14 protein-coding genes and 1 rRNA gene are annotated in these 15,106 nt (G+C 73.1%); 11 read left to right on the top strand and 4 right to left on the bottom strand.

Annotated elements, in window-relative coordinates:
- Window positions 1–166: 166 nt before the first annotated feature.
- The 5 genes from rrf (at window position 167) to C2142_RS25610 (ending at window position 5,149) form a co-directional block, all read left to right on the top strand.
- Window positions 167–283: ribosomal RNA gene (gene rrf, locus C2142_RS25590) — 5S ribosomal RNA — on the top strand.
- A gap of 316 nt (window positions 284–599) precedes the next feature.
- Window positions 600–3,197, top strand: coding sequence for a sensor histidine kinase KdpD (locus tag C2142_RS25595; RefSeq protein WP_148645122.1), 2,598 nt, complete (start codon window positions 600–602; stop codon window positions 3,195–3,197).
- A 37-nt stretch (window positions 3,198–3,234) separates the two neighbouring features.
- Window positions 3,235–3,915: a response regulator gene (locus C2142_RS25600; RefSeq protein WP_148645123.1), complete on the top strand. Its 681-nt coding sequence runs from the start codon at window positions 3,235–3,237 to the stop codon at window positions 3,913–3,915.
- A gap of 86 nt (window positions 3,916–4,001) precedes the next feature.
- Window positions 4,002–4,409: an OB-fold nucleic acid binding domain-containing protein gene (locus C2142_RS25605; protein WP_148645124.1), complete on the top strand. Its 408-nt coding sequence runs from the start codon at window positions 4,002–4,004 to the stop codon at window positions 4,407–4,409.
- Window positions 4,410–4,411: 2 nt separating this feature from the next.
- Window positions 4,412–5,149: a DUF3159 domain-containing protein gene (locus C2142_RS25610; RefSeq protein WP_241002782.1), complete on the top strand. Its 738-nt coding sequence runs from the start codon at window positions 4,412–4,414 to the stop codon at window positions 5,147–5,149.
- Window positions 5,150–5,211: 62 nt separating this feature from the next.
- On the opposite strand, the gene C2142_RS25615 is transcribed toward C2142_RS25610, so the two are convergent.
- Window positions 5,212–5,883 carry a TrkA family potassium uptake protein gene (locus C2142_RS25615; RefSeq protein ID WP_148645126.1) on the bottom strand — a complete coding sequence of 224 codons (672 nt, stop codon included), beginning with the start codon at window positions 5,881–5,883 and terminating at the stop codon, window positions 5,212–5,214.
- The gene (locus tag C2142_RS25620) at window positions 5,883–6,551 is read right to left on the bottom strand and encodes a TrkA family potassium uptake protein (RefSeq protein WP_148645127.1); all 669 of its coding nucleotides are present in this window, start codon (window positions 6,549–6,551) and stop codon (window positions 5,883–5,885) included. Before C2142_RS25620 ends, C2142_RS25615 begins: the two co-directional genes overlap by 1 nt.
- Window positions 6,552–6,780: 229 nt before the next feature.
- Here C2142_RS25620 and C2142_RS25625 point away from each other — a divergent pair, with 229 nt between their 5' ends.
- Together C2142_RS25625 and C2142_RS25630 are read left to right on the top strand one after the other, a co-directional pair.
- Complete coding sequence (locus C2142_RS25625) at window positions 6,781–8,862, top strand: APC family permease (protein ID WP_148645128.1); 2,082 nt, start codon at window positions 6,781–6,783, stop codon at window positions 8,860–8,862.
- A 371-nt stretch (window positions 8,863–9,233) separates the two neighbouring features.
- Window positions 9,234–10,589 carry a class I SAM-dependent RNA methyltransferase gene (locus tag C2142_RS25630; RefSeq protein WP_148645909.1) on the top strand — a complete coding sequence of 452 codons (1,356 nt, stop codon included), beginning with the start codon at window positions 9,234–9,236 and terminating at the stop codon, window positions 10,587–10,589.
- A 106-nt stretch (window positions 10,590–10,695) separates the two neighbouring features.
- On the opposite strand, the gene C2142_RS25635 is transcribed toward C2142_RS25630, so the two are convergent.
- Window positions 10,696–10,893 carry a hypothetical protein gene (locus tag C2142_RS25635; RefSeq protein ID WP_206671024.1) on the bottom strand — a complete coding sequence of 66 codons (198 nt, stop codon included), beginning with the start codon at window positions 10,891–10,893 and terminating at the stop codon, window positions 10,696–10,698.
- Between the two features lie 408 nt (window positions 10,894–11,301).
- Here C2142_RS25635 and C2142_RS25640 point away from each other — a divergent pair, with 408 nt between their 5' ends.
- The gene (locus C2142_RS25640) at window positions 11,302–11,538 is read left to right on the top strand and encodes a toxin-antitoxin system HicB family antitoxin (protein ID WP_148645129.1); all 237 of its coding nucleotides are present in this window, start codon (window positions 11,302–11,304) and stop codon (window positions 11,536–11,538) included.
- A complete protein-coding gene (locus C2142_RS25645; protein WP_148645130.1) occupies window positions 11,535–11,957 on the top strand; it encodes a fic family toxin-antitoxin system, toxin component in 423 nt (140 codons plus the stop codon). The genes C2142_RS25640 and C2142_RS25645 overlap by 4 nt, the downstream gene beginning before the upstream one ends.
- Window positions 11,958–11,993: 36 nt before the next feature.
- Here the strand turns inward: C2142_RS25645 and C2142_RS25650 are convergent, their stop codons facing one another.
- Window positions 11,994–12,863 (bottom strand): GNAT family N-acetyltransferase, encoded by an 870-nt coding sequence (locus C2142_RS25650; RefSeq protein ID WP_241002783.1) that lies wholly within the window; start codon window positions 12,861–12,863, stop codon window positions 11,994–11,996.
- Window positions 12,864–13,143: 280 nt separating this feature from the next.
- Between C2142_RS25650 and C2142_RS25655 the strand changes: the two genes are divergently transcribed.
- A complete protein-coding gene (locus tag C2142_RS25655) occupies window positions 13,144–14,166 on the top strand; it encodes a hypothetical protein (protein ID WP_148645132.1) in 1,023 nt (340 codons plus the stop codon).
- Window positions 14,163–15,071 carry an alpha-L-glutamate ligase gene (locus tag C2142_RS25660; protein ID WP_148645133.1) on the top strand — a complete coding sequence of 303 codons (909 nt, stop codon included), beginning with the start codon at window positions 14,163–14,165 and terminating at the stop codon, window positions 15,069–15,071. The genes C2142_RS25655 and C2142_RS25660 overlap by 4 nt, the downstream gene beginning before the upstream one ends.
- The last annotated feature ends 35 nt before the right edge of the window (window positions 15,072–15,106 follow it).

Below are 15,106 nucleotides of genomic sequence, written 5' to 3' on the forward strand. Positions count from 1 at the left end.
AGACGACTGGGTTGATAGGCCGGATATGGAAGCCCCGTGAGGGGTGGAGTTGACCGGTACTAATAGGCCGAGGGCTTGTCCTCAGTTGCTCGCGTCCACTGTGTTGTTCTGAAACAACGACCCCATGACATGGCCTGTCATGGTGCGGCCGACAGTTTCATAGTGTTTCGGTGGTCATAGCGTGAGGGAAACGCCCGGTTACATTCCGAACCCGGAAGCTAAGCCTCACAGCGCCGATGGTACTGCAGGGGGGACCCTGTGGGAGAGTAGGACGCCGCCGAACAATCATTCACAGAGAACCCCCACCCGGATCCCGGGTGGGGGTTCTCTGCGTTTCCCGGAGTTCCGCATTCCCGGGAGCCCGGCGTTTCCCGGAATCGCGGCCCGGTCCGCCCTCTGCCCTCCGCCCTCCGCCGGCGGTCGGGTGCCCGGGGGGTGCCGTGAAGGGCTCGGGGCCCCGCCGGCCGTCAATATGCCGCTAAAACTGCCTGATCAGGGCCCCGATCGCTGGAGAATCACCCGTTACGCCGTAGTCTCCAAGGGAGGGGAACAGGTGTCCGGGGTGGTCCCCCGGGTCGGCCGGATCAAGAATGGTGCACATGGGACGCGGCAGGCTGCGGATCTACCTCGGGGCGGCCCCCGGGGTCGGCAAGACGTACGCCATGCTCGCCGAGGCGCACCGGCGGCTGGAGCGGGGTACCGACGTCGTCGTCGGCTTCGTCGAGGACCACGGGCGCCGGAACACGGCCGCCCTGGTCACCGGTCTGGAGACCGTTCCGCGCCGGGAGATGACCCACCGGGGCGCCTCGTTCACCGAGATGGACCTGGACGCCCTGCTGGCCCGCCGCCCGGAGGCGGCGCTGGTGGACGAGCTCGCGCACACCAACGTCCCCGGCTGCCGCAACGCGAAGCGGTGGCAGGACGTCGAGGCGCTGCTCGCGGCCGGCATCGACGTCGTCTCGACCGTGAACATCCAGCACCTGGAGTCCCTCGGCGACGTCGTGGAGGGCATCACCGGGGTCCGGCAGCGCGAGACCGTGCCGGACGAGGTGGTGCGGCGGGCCGACCAGATCGAGCTGGTCGACATGGACCCGCAGGCGCTGCGTCGCCGTCTCGCGCACGGCAACGTGTACGCGCCGGAGAAGATCGACGCCGCCCTCGCCAACTACTTCCGCCCGGGAAACCTGACCGCGCTGCGCGAACTGGCGCTGCTCTGGACGGCCGACCGGGTCGACGAGTACCTGCAGAAGTACCGGGCCGAGCAGGGCATCGAGGGCACCTGGCAGGCCCGCGAGCGGATCGTGGTCGGTCTGACCGGCGGCCCCGAGGGCGCGACGCTGGTCCGCCGGGCCGCCCGGATCGCGGCCCGGGGGTCCGGCGGCGAGTTGCTGGCCGTCCACATCTCCCGCTCGGACGGTCTGGCCGGCTCCGGGTCGGGCTCCTCGCAGACGCTGATCGAGCAGCGGGCGCTGGTGGAGAGCCTGGGCGGCACCTTCCACGCTGTCCTCGGCGACGACCCGGCCGCAGGGCTGCTGGACTTCGCGCGGGGCGTCAACGCCACCCAGATCGTGCTGGGCACCAGCCGCCGGCCCGCCTGGCAGTACCTCTACGGCCCGGGCGTCGGCGCCACCGTGACCCGGGCGTCCGGCGACATCGACGTGCACATCGTCACCCACGAGCACGCCGCCAAGGGCCTGGGCCGGCTCCCGATCCGCAAGGTCACCGACCTCGGCCGGCCGCGGGCCGTCGCGGGCTGGCTGATCGGCCTCGGCGGGCCGCCGCTGCTGGCGCTGCTGCTCACCCACACCGAGGGCCTCGGGCTCTCCACCGACATGCTGCTCTTCCTGTCGCTGACGGTCTGCGCGGCGCTGGTCGGCGGGCTCTTCCCGGCGATCGCCTCCGCACTGGTCGGCTCCTCGGCGCTGAACTACTACTTCGCGCCGCCGATCCACACCTTCACCATCGACGAGCCGCAGAACATCATGGCGGTGGCGATATTCACCGCCGTCGGCATCGCGGTCGCCTCCGTGGTCGACCTCGCGGCCCGGCGCACCCACCAGGCGGCGCGCAGCCAGACCGAGGCCCAGACGCTCAGCGCCCTGGCCGGCACCCTGCTGCGCGGCGCGCCGGGCGGGGACGGCGTGCTGACCGCCCTGCTGGAGCAGGTCCGCGAGACCTTCCAGCAGGACTCCGCGGTGCTGCTGGAGCGGCCCGACCCGCTCGGTCCCTGGCACACGGTCGCGTCGGCCGGCCCGCACCCGCCGGAGCGGCCCGAGAGCGCCGACGTGGACGTCCCGGTCGGTGACACGCTGGCGCTGGCACTGCGCGGGCGGGTGCTGCCCGCCGAGGACCGCCGGCTGCTCGGCGCCTTCGCCGCGCAGGCCGCCGTCCTGCTGGAGCGCCGCCGGCTGGCCGGGGAGGCCGCCGCGGCCCGCCGCGAGGCCGAGGGCAACCGGATCCGCACCGCCCTGCTCGCCGCCGTCTCGCACGACCTGCGTACCCCGCTGGCCGGGATCAAGGCCTCCGTCACCTCGCTGCGTTCCGCGGACGTCGAGTGGGACGAGGAGGACGAGGCCGAGCTGCTGGCCGGCATCGAGGCCGGCGCCGACCGGCTCGACCACCTGATCAACAACCTGCTCGACATGAGCCGGCTCCAGACCGGTACCGTCACGCCGCTGATCCAGGAGACGGACCTGGACGAGGTGGTGCCGTTCGCGCTGGGCGGCGTCCCGCCGGAGGCCGTCCGGCTGGACGTCCCGGAGAGCCTGCCGATGATCCGGGCCGATGGCGGGCTGCTGGAGCGGTCGCTGGCCAACCTGGTCGAGAACGCCGTCAAGTACAGCCCGGCCGGGGTGAAGGTGCTGGTCAAGGCGGACGCGCTGGTCCCGGCGGGCGGGCCGGGGCGGGTCGAGCTGCGGATAGTCGACCGCGGGCCGGGCGTGCCCGAGGACGCCAAGGAGCGGATCTTCGCGCCGTTCCAGCGCTACGGGGACGCGCCGCGCGGCGCCGGGGTGGGCCTCGGGCTCGCCGTCGCGCGCGGCTTCGTCGAGGCGATGGACGGCACGATCACCGCCGAGGACACCCCCGGTGGCGGCCTCACCATGGTCGTCAGCCTGCCCGTCGCCGGCCGCCCGCCGGGGCCGCCCGAGCCGGTGCCGCCGCCACCGGAGCCCATGGACCGCGCCTCCCACGTGTGACCACCCCCTTCCGACAGCTGTGAAAGGCGGAGCCCGCATGACCCGGGTCCTCGTCGTGGACGACGAACCACAGATCGTCCGCGCGCTGGTGATCAACCTCAAGGCCCGCAAGTACGAGGTCGACGCGGCCCACGACGGCGCGGGCGCGCTGGAGCTGGCCGCCGCCCGCCACCCCGACGTGGTCGTCCTCGACCTGGGCCTGCCCGACATGGACGGCGTCGAGGTGATCAAGGGCCTGCGCGGCTGGACCAGGGTGCCGATCATCGTGCTCTCCGCCCGGCACGCCTCCGACGAGAAGGTCGAGGCGCTGGACGCCGGCGCCGACGACTACGTCACCAAGCCGTTCGGCATGGACGAGCTGCTCGCCCGCATGCGCGCCGCCGTCCGCCGCGCCGAGCCGGTGGCCGGGGAGGACGACTCCCTGGTGGTCACGGACACGTTCACCGTCGACCTCGCGGCGAAGAAGGTCAACCGGGACGGCACCGACGTCCGCCTCACGCCGACCGAGTGGCACCTGCTGGAGGTGCTGGTCCGCAACGCCGGGCGGCTGGTCAGCCAGACCCAGCTGCTCCAGGAGGTCTGGGGCCCGGCCTACCGCACGGAGACCAACTACCTGCGGGTCTACCTGGCACAACTGCGCCGCAAGCTGGAGCGCGACCCCTCCCACCCGCGCCACTTCATCACCGAGCCGGGCATGGGCTACCGCTTCGAGAACTGAGCCGGGCCGGCCGGCAGGCCCGTCCGGGTGCCCCGCTGACCTCGTGACCTGCCGCAGCCGGCCCCGATACCGGTAGCCTTTCCGACATGAGTGGTGACAACAGCAGCGACCAGCCGCAGGGCCGCTTCCGCCGTTTGCTCAGCCGGCTGACCTCCTCCGCGGAGGAGCTCCAGGCGGAGGAGCTGCGCCAGGAGAGCGCGGCGGAGTCGGGCTGCACTCCGATCGCCAGCTGCGGGGACCGTCAACTGGTCACCGTCGCGGGCACCCTGCGCACCGTGACCCTGCGTCCCCGGGCCGGCGTGCCGGCGCTGGAGGCGGAGCTCTTCGACGGCACCGAGGCGCTGGACGTGGTCTGGCTCGGCCGGCGCTCCATCGCGGGCATAGAGCCCGGCCGCCGGCTGGTCGCCAGCGGCCGGATCAGCCACGCACGCGGGCGCCGCGTGCTGTTCAACCCCCGCTACGAGCTGCGTCCGGTCGGACACGGGAGCGAATGAGCGTGAGCATCCAGCCCGGCGGCGAGCCCGCCGCCCAGCTCGGCCTGGTCGAGACCGCCCCCGCCGACGACGAGGCGGCCCGGCAGGCCGCGGCCTCCAAGGAGGCCGCCGAGAGCGTGATGCAGGCCTTCGGCGGCGTGCGCGGCATGGTCGACATGACGCTGCCCGGCCTGGTCTTCATCGTCACCTACAACATCACCCACCAGGTCCCGGCGGCCGCCTGGGCCGCGCTCGGCCTGAGCGCCCTGTTCGTGGTGGCGCGCCTGGCCAAGCGGGAGACCGTCCAGCACGCCTTCTCCGGCGTGTTCGGCGTCGCCATCGGCGCCTGGATCTCGATGAAGACCGGCAAGGCGGAGAACTTCTACCTGCCGGGCCTGCTCTGGAGCGTCGGCTACTGCATCGGCCTGGCCGTCTCGGCGCTGGTCCGCTGGCCGCTGATCGGTGTCATGCTCGGCCCGGTCACCGGCGAGATGTTCACCTGGCGCAAGCAGAACCCGGGCCGGCTGGCCGCCTACACCAAGGCGACCTGGGCCTGGGTGCTGATCATGGGCATCAAGCCGCTGATCCTGTTCCCGCTGTACTTCACGCACAACGTCAACCTGCTCGGGTGGCTCAAGGTCGCCCTGGGCATCCCGCCGATGCTGCTGGCGATGTACGTCACCTGGCAGATCCTGCTGAAGGCGCCGCCGCCGATCAAGGTGCAGCTGGACGACGAGCCGGCCGAGGCCGACCGGAAGTGAGCCGTGCGAGCGGGCCCGCACCCGAAAACCGGGTGCGGGCCCGCTCGCACGTGAGGCCCGGGCTACCGGGTACCGGGGGAGCCCGAGAGCAGGTTCTCCAGTTCTTCCTCGCGCTCCTGGGCGGCCACGAAGAGCAGCTCGTCGCCGCCCTCCAGGGTGTCGTCCTTGCCCGGGGTGAGCACCCGGCCCTCGCGGATGATGGTTACCAGCGAGGTGTCCGGCGGCCACGGCACGTCGCCGACGCGGGTGCCGACCAGCTCGGTGTCGGAGGCGAGGGTCAGCTCGACCAGGTTGGCGTTGCCCTGGCTGAAGCGCATCAGCCGGACCAGGTCGCCGACGCTGACGGCCTCCTCGACCAGGGCCGACATCAGGCGCGGGGTGGAGACGGCGACGTCCACGCCCCAGGACTCGTTGAAGAGCCACTCGTTCTTCGGGTTGTTCACCCGGGCGACCACCCGCGGCACCGCGTACTCGGTCTTCGCGAGCAGCGAGACGACGAGGTTGACCTTGTCGTCACCGGTCGCGGCGATCACCACGTGGCAGCGCTGCAGCGCGGCCTCGTCCAGCGAGGTGATCTCGCAGGCGTCGGCCAGCAGCCACTCCGCCATGGGGACCCGCTCCACCGAGATGGAGTTCGGGTTCTTGTCTATCAGCAGGACCTCGTGGCCGTTCTCCAACAGCTCGCCCGCGATCGAGCGGCCGACGGCCCCGGCCCCGGCAATGGCGACCCGCATCAGTGACCCTCCTCGTTCGGCCCCTGCGCGAACGCGGCCTCGACCGCCGCCAGGTCGGCCCGGCGCACCATCACGTGCACCAGGTCGCCCTCCTGCACCACCATCTGGGGCGTGGGCAGCACGCCCTCGCCGAGCCGGGTGACGAACGCCACCCGGGTGCCGGAGGCCTCCTCCAGCGCACTGACCCGGTGACCGATCCAGCGCGGGTCGTACGCGACCTCGGCGAGCTGGACGGTACCGCTCGGGTCCTGCCAGAGCGGCTCGCCGCCGCTGGGCAGCAGCCGGCGCAGCATCTGGTCGGCCGTCCAGCGGACGGTGGCCACGGTGGGGATGCCCAGGCGCTGGTAGACCTCGGCGCGGCGGGGGTCGTAGATCCGGGCCGCGACGTTCTCCACGCCGAAGTTCTCCCGGGCCACGCGGGCCGCGATGATGTTGGAGTTGTCGCCGCTGGAGACGGCGGCGAAGGCGCCGGCCTCCTCGATGCCGGCCTCCTTCAGGGTGTCCTGGTCGAAGCCGACACCCGTGACCCGGCGCCCGTTGAATCCGGCGCCCAGGCGGCGGAACGCCGTCGGGTCCTGGTCGACGACGGCGACCGAGTGGCCCTGTTTCTCCAGCGCTCTGGCGAGGGCGGAGCCCACGCGGCCGCAGCCCATGATGACGATGTGCACCGGCGCTACCTCACCCGTCCCGTTGGGTTCTTGACCTGCGCAAACACCGTTCGTCATCCTTCCCCGCCCCGCTGTCCGGGCGAGCGATCTCGTGGTCGCAGGGCTCGACAACCTGAGTGTTGCCCGCCTGCTCGTATCCGACACGCTAGCCGGTCCACCGAACACAGTCGCGACGAAGGGGGGGACGCAAGTCGGACCACGCGGCGAACAGCCCCTACGATGCCTTACCGTGCCTATGCCGACTGACCTTCCGAAACGCATCCTTATCGGGCGTGCGCTACGCAGCGACAAGCTCGGGGAAACGCTGCTCCCCAAGCGCATCGCGCTGCCCGTCTTCGCCTCGGACGCGCTCTCCTCGGTCGCGTACGCGCCCGAGGAGATCCTGCTGACGCTCTCCCTCGCGGGTGCCTCGGCCATCCACTTCTCATGGCAGATCGGCGTCGTCGTCGCCATCGTGATGCTCGCGGTGGTGGCCTCGTACCGGCAGAACGTCCATGCCTATCCGAGCGGCGGTGGCGACTACGAGGTCGCCACGGTCAACCACGGCGCCAACTCCGGCCTCGTGGTCGCCAGCGCGCTGATGGTCGACTACATCCTCACCGTGGCGGTCTCCACCACGTCCGGGGTGGCCAACGTGGTCTCGGCGGTGCCCGCGCTGCGCGGCCACGAGCTGACCCTCTCGGTGGTCGTGGTCATCCTGCTGATGGGCATGAACCTGCGTGGCGTCCGCGAGTCCGGCAGCGCGTTCGCCGTCCCGACGTACGCCTTCATGATCGGCGTGGTCGGCATGGTGGTGTACGGCGTGGTCCGGCACTTCGGGTTGGGGCAGGACATGCCCGCCGAGAGCTCCGGCTTCCACCTCCAGCCCACCCCCGGCAACGAGTCGCTGGCCGGCTTCGCAATGGTGTTCCTGCTGCTCAAGGCGTTCTCCTCGGGCTGTGCGGCGCTCACCGGTGTCGAGGCGATCTCCAACGGCGTGCCGGCCTTCCGCAAGCCGAAGAGCAAGAACGCGGCGACCACCCTGCTGATGATGGCGTCGATCGCCGTCGTGATGTTCATGGGCATCATCTGGCTGGCCCGCCTCACCGGCGTCCAGATGGCCGAGGACCCCGCCCAGCAGCTCGTCGGCGCGGGCGGCGACTACCACCAGAAGACCGCGCTCGCCCAGATCAGCGAGGCCGTCTTCTCCAACTTCACGCCCGGCTTCTACTTCGTCGCCGCCGTCACCGGCCTGATCCTGGTGCTGGCCGCCAACACCGCCTTCAACGGCTTCCCGGTGCTCGGCTCGATCCTCGCCCAGGACCGCTACCTGCCGCGCCAGCTGCACACCCGCGGCGACCGGCTGGCCTTCTCCAACGGCATCATCCTGCTGGCACTGGCCGCGATCCTGTTCATCATCGCGTTCGACGCCGACCCGACCCGGCTGATCCAGCTCTACATCGTCGGCGTCTTCGTCTCCTTCAACATGAGCCAGTCCGGCATGATCCGGCACTGGACCAGGGAGCTGCGCAGCGAGACCGACCCGGCCAAGCGCCGCCACATGCAGCGCAGCCGGGCGATCAACACCTTCGGCCTGGTGATGACCATGGCCGTGCTGATCGTCGTCCTCGCCACCAAGATCAGCCACGCCTGGATCGCCATCGCCACGATGGTCGTGCTGTTCGTGATGATGAAGGCGATCCGCCGCCACTACGACCGGGTCTCCGACGAGCTGGTCGCCGCCGAGGAGCCGGACGACGTGGTGCTGCCCACCCGGGTGCACGCCATCGTCCTGGTCTCCAAGCTGCACAAGCCCGCCCTGCGCGCCCTGGCCTACGCACGGCTCGCCCGCGCCCACACGCTGGAGGCCGTCACCGTCAACGTCGACCCGGCGGACACCGCGGCGCTGCGCCGGGAGTGGGACGAGCGCGGCATCGAGGTGCCGCTCAAGGTGCTGGACTCGCCGTTCCGCGAGATCACCGGGCCGGTCCTGGACTACGTCAAGAACCTGCGCCGCAGCAGCCCGCGCGACGTGGTCTCGGTCTACATCCCGGAGTACGTGGTCGGCCACTGGTACGAGCACCTGCTGCACAACCAGAGCGCGCTGCGGCTCAAGGGGCGGCTGCTCTTCAAGCCCGGTGTGATGGTGACCTCGGTGCCGTGGCAGCTGGAGTCCTCCGAACGGCGCAAGCCGCAGAAGGCCTGGTCGGCGCCGGGCGCGGTCCGGCGTGGTGAGCCCCGGGCGCCGAAGGCCGTAAAGTCGAAGGTCTCCGGTACGCCGGACGGTACGACCGCCGCCTCCGCTGACAGCAGCAAGGACTCCTCCCAGTGACCCGCAACACCCCGTCCCGCTCCCACGGCTCGTCCGGTTCGTCCGGCGGCTCCGGCAAGGGCTCAGCCAAGGGCGCCCGCAAGGGCGGCGCCGGCAAGCCCGGGCAGGTCGCCCGGCCGCGCTGGGGCAAGCCCGTCCGCCCGGCCGCCACCGACCGCGAGGGCTTCACCGCGCAGACGGCGCCGCTCGCGCCGGCGGAGCGCGCCCCGGAGCCGGAGCAGACCGAGCGCGCCGAGCGCCCGGCGCGTGCCGAGCGCCCCGCGCGCGGAGAGCGGCCGGCCTCCGCCGGCGCGCCGCGCCAGGACAAGGCCAAGGCCGGGGCCGGGGCCGGGGACCGTCCGCGCAAGCAGACCGTCCGCCCGCCGAAGGCGCTGCGCCCCACCCGCGCCCCGCGCCCCGAGGCGGCCCCCCGGGGCCCCGGCGGTGACCCGCTGGTCGGCGAGCGCTACGAGGTCGAGGTCGGCCCGGTCGCGCACGGCGGCGGGCACTGCGTGGCCCGGCACGAGGGCCGCGTGCTGTTCGTCCGGCACACGCTGCCCGGCGAGAAGGTCGTCGCGCTGGTCACCGAGGGCACCACCAAGTCGCGCTTCCTGCGCGCCGACGCGGTGGAGATCCTGGAGCCCGCCAAGGACCGGATCACCCCGCCGTGCCCGTTCGCCGGGCCCGGCAAGTGCGGCGGTTGCGACTGGCAGCACGTCACCCCCGGCGGGCAGCGCAAGCTCAAGGTGCAGGTGCTCACCGAGCAGCTGGCCAAGCTGGCCGGCCTGACCCCGGCCGAGGCGGGCTGGGACGGCAGCGTCGAACCGGTCGGCGGCAAGCTCCCGGCCGGGCAGGTGCCGGCCTGGCGCACCCGGATGCAGTACGCGGTCGACCAGGAAACCGGCAAGGTCGGCCTGCGCAAGCACCGCTCGCACGACATCCAGCCGGTGGACCGGTGCCTGATCGCCGCCGAGGGCGTCAGCGAGCTGGGCATCGAGTCCCGCGACTGGCCGGGCGTCGCCACCGTCGAGGTGATGGCCTCCGCGGGCTCCTCCGACCGCCAGGTCGTGCTGACCCCGGTCCCGGGCGCGCAGCTGCCGCTGGTCGAGCTGGACAAGCCGGTGTCGATCGCGCGGATCGACGAGCACGACAACATCCACAAGGTGCACGGCCGCTCCTTCGTGCGCGAGCGCGCGGCCGGCCGGACCTGGCGGGTCAGCAACGGCGGCTTCTGGCAGATCCACCCCGAGGCCCCGGACACCCTGGTCGACGCCGTCCTGGACGGCCTCGACCCGCAGTGGGGCGAGAACGCGCTCGACCTGTACTGCGGCGTCGGCCTCTTCGCCGGCGCACTGGCCGACCGGGTCGGCGAGGACGGCGCGGTGCTCGGCATCGAGTCGGCCAAGCAGGCCGTGGTCGACGCCCGGCACAACCTGGCCGCGCTGGACAACGTGCAGATCGAGTGCGACCGGGTCGAGACGCTGCTGCCGCGCACCGGCATCGCGTCCACCGACCTGATCGTCCTCGACCCGCCGCGGGCCGGCGCCGGGCGCGAGACCGTCGCCCACCTGGCCGGCCTCTCGGCCCGCCGGATCGCCTACGTCGCCTGCGACCCGGCGGCCCTGGCCCGGGACCTCGCCTTCTTCCGCGAGGGCGGCTACCGCCCGGTCTCGCTGCGCGCCTTCGACCTGTTCCCGATGACCCACCACTTCGAGTGCGTGGCGATCCTGGAGCCGGTCGGCGAGTAGCCGGACGACGGCCGACAGACGCCAGGGAGGCGGCACCCGGAACCCCGGGTGCCGCCTCCCTGGCGTCCGGCCGTCGGGGGGCCGGGATGCTGGTGAGTGGTGCCGCTCAGCGCAGGTTCTGTTCCTCTTCCTCCGCGCTGTGCGGCAGGGAGACGCCGTGCTGGGCGGCGAGCCGGAGCAGCCCGGCGATGCGGCCCTCGTACGCCTGGACGCCGTCGGCGTCGCCGTCGGCCCGCGCGGCGGCGAGGTCCTTACGGGCCTGGTCGAGCTGCTCGCGCAGCTCCTGGTCGAACATGGCTGTCATTGCCGGCCTCCACACCGGTCGGTGCCGCTCCAGGGAATGCTCGGGGCAGTTCAGAATCTCGGAAGGTGAAGAACTCTTCAAGTCTCGCTCCTCAGGGCGGTTCCGCAGGCCTCCCCGCGCCGGTTCGTGGGGGTGGTTCCGGTGGGTGGTCTCGGTGGGTGGTTCCGGTGGCTGGTCCCGGTGGGTGGTGCGGCGGCTGGTCCCGTCGGGGAGGGCGGATGCCGCCGTTCGGGACGATGCCGGTGGCGCGGGCGCGCCGGGCCGTTCGACCCGGCGGGCTCCCGGGGGTTCGCGGCCGTGCGGCAGGGGCATGGCCCAGGAGAGCCGTGGCCCGCGGCCGGGGAAGGGGCGTACGAGGGCCTGAGTGCGCCCTTGTTGTGCTAGCACTTCGGCGCTAGCTTGAGGGGCATGGGTAAGAAACAGCTGAACGTCCGGGTGGACGCCACCACCGCGGAGATGGCCCGGGAACGGGCGGAGCAGCAGGGGATCAGCATGAACCAGTACATCGAGCGCCTGGTCCAGCAGGACATGGGCGAGGCCGGGCGGGCGTTCGTCGACGCCGCCGCGCAGTTCATGAAGGAGTACGAGACGGCGTTCCTGGCCGAGTTCGGTGACGCGGCCGACCTCCAGGACGTGCGCCGTTGAACCTGGAGGTCGACCTCTCGTGGCTGCTCATGACCGCAGAGCAGTACACGCCCGGTGACCCGCAGGTCACCGACTACGGATCGCTGCTCGCGGCGGTCTCCCGCCACCAGGCCGAGATCTTCGACATCGCCGTCTACCCCGAACCGCAGGACCGCGCCGCCGCCCTGATGCACCAGCTGATCCGGGTGCCGGCCCTGGAGAAGACCAACGAGCTGTTCGCCACCGCCGTCGCCTACGCCTACCTGGTGGCCAGCGGCTGCACGGTCGCCACCACCGCCCGCGAGGTGCGCAGCCTCGCCCGGGCCATCCGCGAGGGGCGGCTCGGCGTGTCCGGCGTCGCCGAGCGGCTGGCGGCGTGGGTGGTGGACGAGGCCGAGGGCGAGGGCGTCAGCGGCGAGGAGGACGAGGACTCGGACTGAGTCCGCCGCCCCGGCCCGACGGACGGAGCAGGCCGGTCACGCCCCGTTCTGGGCGGGCTCGGCGATCAGGGCCGTGGCGAACGGGCGGAAGCCGGCCCGGCGGTAGATCCGGGCGACGTCCTCGTCGGCGGCGGACAGGAACACCGTCCGCACGCCGTTGGCCCGCGCGTGCGCGACCAGCGCCGCCGTGACCGCGAGGCCGAGCCCCTGCCGACGTGCCGACGGCAGGGTGCCGACGCCGGCCACCTCGGTGACCTGGCCGACCGGGTTGTGCTGGCCCGCGCAGAGCACCGAGCCGTCCCGGACGGCCGCGGCGAGCACGGTCTTCCCGGCGGTGATCCGCTCGGCGACCCGTGCGGCCGAGCCGTCCGCCGCCGCCTTGCGGGCCGCGACGGCCAGCTCGTCGAGCCCTGCGGTGCCCGTGGCGGTGCCCGGCTCACCGAAGGCCAGATGCGGCACGGCCACTGCAGTCGCCAGCTCCGGGGCGTCGGCGGCCAGGATCCGGACCTCCACGCCCTCGGGCGACGCCGGCGTCGCCCCGGCCGGCTCGTCGTCCGGACCGAGCACCAGCAGCGGGTGCTCGTGCACCGTCAGCCCGGCCTCCTCCACCGCCGCGCGCAGCTGCGGGTCGTGCTCGGCCACCCACTCGAAGGCCTGCGGCTGGCCCAGCTCGCGCTGGCGGTCCAGTACCCGGCGGACGTCCTCGGCGGTGGCGGCCGGACCGGAGTGGCCGAGCGTCGGACGGGCGTAGTACGGCCAGCCCTGGCCGTCGCGGACGAACAGGGTCAGCGGACCGAAGTCCTCGACGCGGGCCGCGGAACGGGGGACGGCGTCGTAGTACTGCTCGATCCCGGAGAGGAGGTCGGGGAGGGCGCGGCGGGCGGTTTCAAGATCGTCAGAGGTCACGCCGTGCATCCTGGCAGGCCCGTCGTGGACCTGCCACCGTTTTGCGTCGACGGGCCGTCCGTCACCCCTGCCGACGGGCCGTCCGTCGCCCGCCGTCGGCCGTCCGCCCGGCCGCCCGCCCACCGCCGGGCGGGGCCCGGGCATTTCGGACCGATTGTTGCCGAATGCTTACAGGCCGGGCGATCTTGTGTGCAGACGCCATGGCATTCTGGGGCCTTTACAGCTCTGCCGGACGCGAACGGCGGACGTCCGCGCTGGCGAGGAGGGGGAAGACAGGCTCATGAGGCTCTGCTTTCTGGTCGAGGAGCACTACCGGCACGACGGCATGCCGCTCGACGTGGTACGCCAACTCACCGCGTGGGGACACCGGGTGGACGTGCTGCGCCCCGGGAACTCGCTGATGGCGATCTCCGAGGCCGTCCGGGCCGGAAGCCACGACGCCTGGGTGCTCAAGACCGTCTCCGGCGGCCCCGGCCTCACCCTCCTGGAGGCGGCCGCCGCCGTCGGCCTCACCACCGTCAACGACGTCCGGTCCATCCGCGGCGTCCGTGACAAGGCGCTCGCGGCGGTGATCGCGCGCACCCGCGGCCTGCCCGTCCCGGTCACGTACGCGGCGGCCCGCTGGGAACGGCTCGCGGAGATCCCCGCGTCCGAGTACCCGCTGGTGGTCAAGCCCGCCGACGGCAGCTCCGGGCGGGCCGTCCGGCTCGTCCCCACCCCCGACCACCTCGTCGGACTCGGTCCCCTGCTCGCCGGTGAGGGCCTGCTGATCGCCCAGCCCTACGTGCCCAACTCCGGCACCGACCTCAAGGTGTACTGCGTCGACGGCGAGCTGTACGCGACCGAGCGCTGCTCGCCGCTGCACCCCGAGCAGGGCGTGCGCGAGCGGCAGGTGCCGCTCCCCACCGAGGTGGCGCGGATCGCCGGGCAGGTGGGGGAGGTCTTCGGGCTCGACCTGTACGGCGTGGACGTGCTGCTCGGCCCGGACGGCCCGGTGATCGTGGACATCAACGACTTCCCCAGCTTCCGCCAGGTGCCGGACGCGGTGGCCCGGGTCTCCCGCGCCGTGCTGCGGCTGGCCCGCACCGGGACGGCGGTCTCGGCGCCGGCGGGCGTGTCGGCGGCTTCGGCGGTGTCGGTGCCGGCGGGCGTGTCGGCCGTCGCGGCCGTGCCGGTGTCGTCGGCCGTCGCGGCCGTGTCGGTGCCCTCGGTGCCGGAGCCGGTGCGGCTTCCCGCTCAGGGCGCCGGGGTCGGCGTGGGCGGGGCCGGGTTCGTCACCGGCGGCATGGGCGGGACGATATGAGGATCGGCCTGGTCACCCCCGACCCCGGCCACCCGCTGCTCGCCGCCACCGCCGCGCTGCTGGCCCCCGACCACCAGGTCGAGACCATCGACCCCACCTCCGACGCCACCCCGCCCGCCGAGCGGATCGGCCCCGGCCCGCCGGCCGACGTCTACCTGCTCAAGGCCCGCACCCCGTACGCCCTCGCGCTCGCCCGGCACCTGGAGGAGCGCGGCGCCCCCGTCCTCAACTCGGCCGCCGCGACCGGGTTCTGCCAGGACCGCACCGCCATGGCCGACCTCGCCCACCGTGCCGGCCTGCCGTTCGCCGCCACCCGCACCGCCGCGAGCCTCGCCGACCTCGCCGGCGAACTGTCCGACGCCGACTACCCGTTGGCGGTGAAGAGCCGCCACAGCCGCCGCCACGACCTCGTCGCCCGCGTCGACGGCCCCGACCGGCTGCGCGCCCTCGCCGCCCAGTGGCCCGCCGAACCCGTGATCGCCCAGCCCTACCTCGCCAACACCGGCTGGGACCAGAAGATCTGGGTCGTCGACGGGCAGGTCTTCTGCGAGCGCCGCCGCTCCGAACTCGCCCTCGCCGCCGACCTCCCGGCCGCCCTCGCCGCCGACGGGAGCCGGTCCGGTCCCGCCGGAGGCCGGTTCGGTCCCGCCGACCTCCCCGCCGACCGCGCCGAGCTGGCCCGCCGGGTCGGCCAGGTCTTCGGCCTCGACGTCTACGGCGTCGACCTGCTCGACGGTCCCGCCGAACCCGTCATCGTCGACATCAATGCCTTCCCCGGCATCCGCGGCCAGGCCGGCGCCCCCGAAGCACTCGCCGCGCTCGCCCTGCGCACCGCCCGGACCGGCGGCGGCACCCCGCGCCTGCCCGGCCAGCGGGATGCGCAGCCGCGCACCACCGGTCGTTAGGCTTGCCCTTCCGGCCGGACCGCACGACCGGATGG

Source organism: Streptomyces sp. CB01881, assembly GCF_002953255.1.
GTDB lineage: Bacteria > Actinomycetota > Actinomycetes > Streptomycetales > Streptomycetaceae > Kitasatospora.

What these genes read in the sequence shown, in the direction of transcription:
- C2142_RS25600 (WP_148645123.1), top strand. Translation starts at nt 3,235, where the DNA reads ATGACCCGGGTCCTCGTCGTGGACGACGAACCACAGATCGTCCGCGCG.
- C2142_RS25635 (WP_206671024.1), bottom strand. Translation starts at nt 10,893, where the DNA reads ATGACAGCCATGTTCGACCAGGAGCTGCGCGAGCAGCTCGACCAGGCC.
- C2142_RS25605 (WP_148645124.1), top strand. Translation starts at nt 4,002, where the DNA reads ATGAGTGGTGACAACAGCAGCGACCAGCCGCAGGGCCGCTTCCGCCGT.
- C2142_RS25615 (WP_148645126.1), bottom strand. Translation starts at nt 5,883, where the DNA reads ATGCGGGTCGCCATTGCCGGGGCCGGGGCCGTCGGCCGCTCGATCGCG.
- C2142_RS25640 (WP_148645129.1), top strand. Translation starts at nt 11,302, where the DNA reads ATGGGTAAGAAACAGCTGAACGTCCGGGTGGACGCCACCACCGCGGAG.
- C2142_RS25660 (WP_148645133.1), top strand. Translation starts at nt 14,163, where the DNA reads ATGAGGATCGGCCTGGTCACCCCCGACCCCGGCCACCCGCTGCTCGCC.
- C2142_RS25595 (WP_148645122.1), top strand. Translation starts at nt 600, where the DNA reads ATGGGACGCGGCAGGCTGCGGATCTACCTCGGGGCGGCCCCCGGGGTC.
- C2142_RS25655 (WP_148645132.1), top strand. Translation starts at nt 13,144, where the DNA reads ATGAGGCTCTGCTTTCTGGTCGAGGAGCACTACCGGCACGACGGCATG.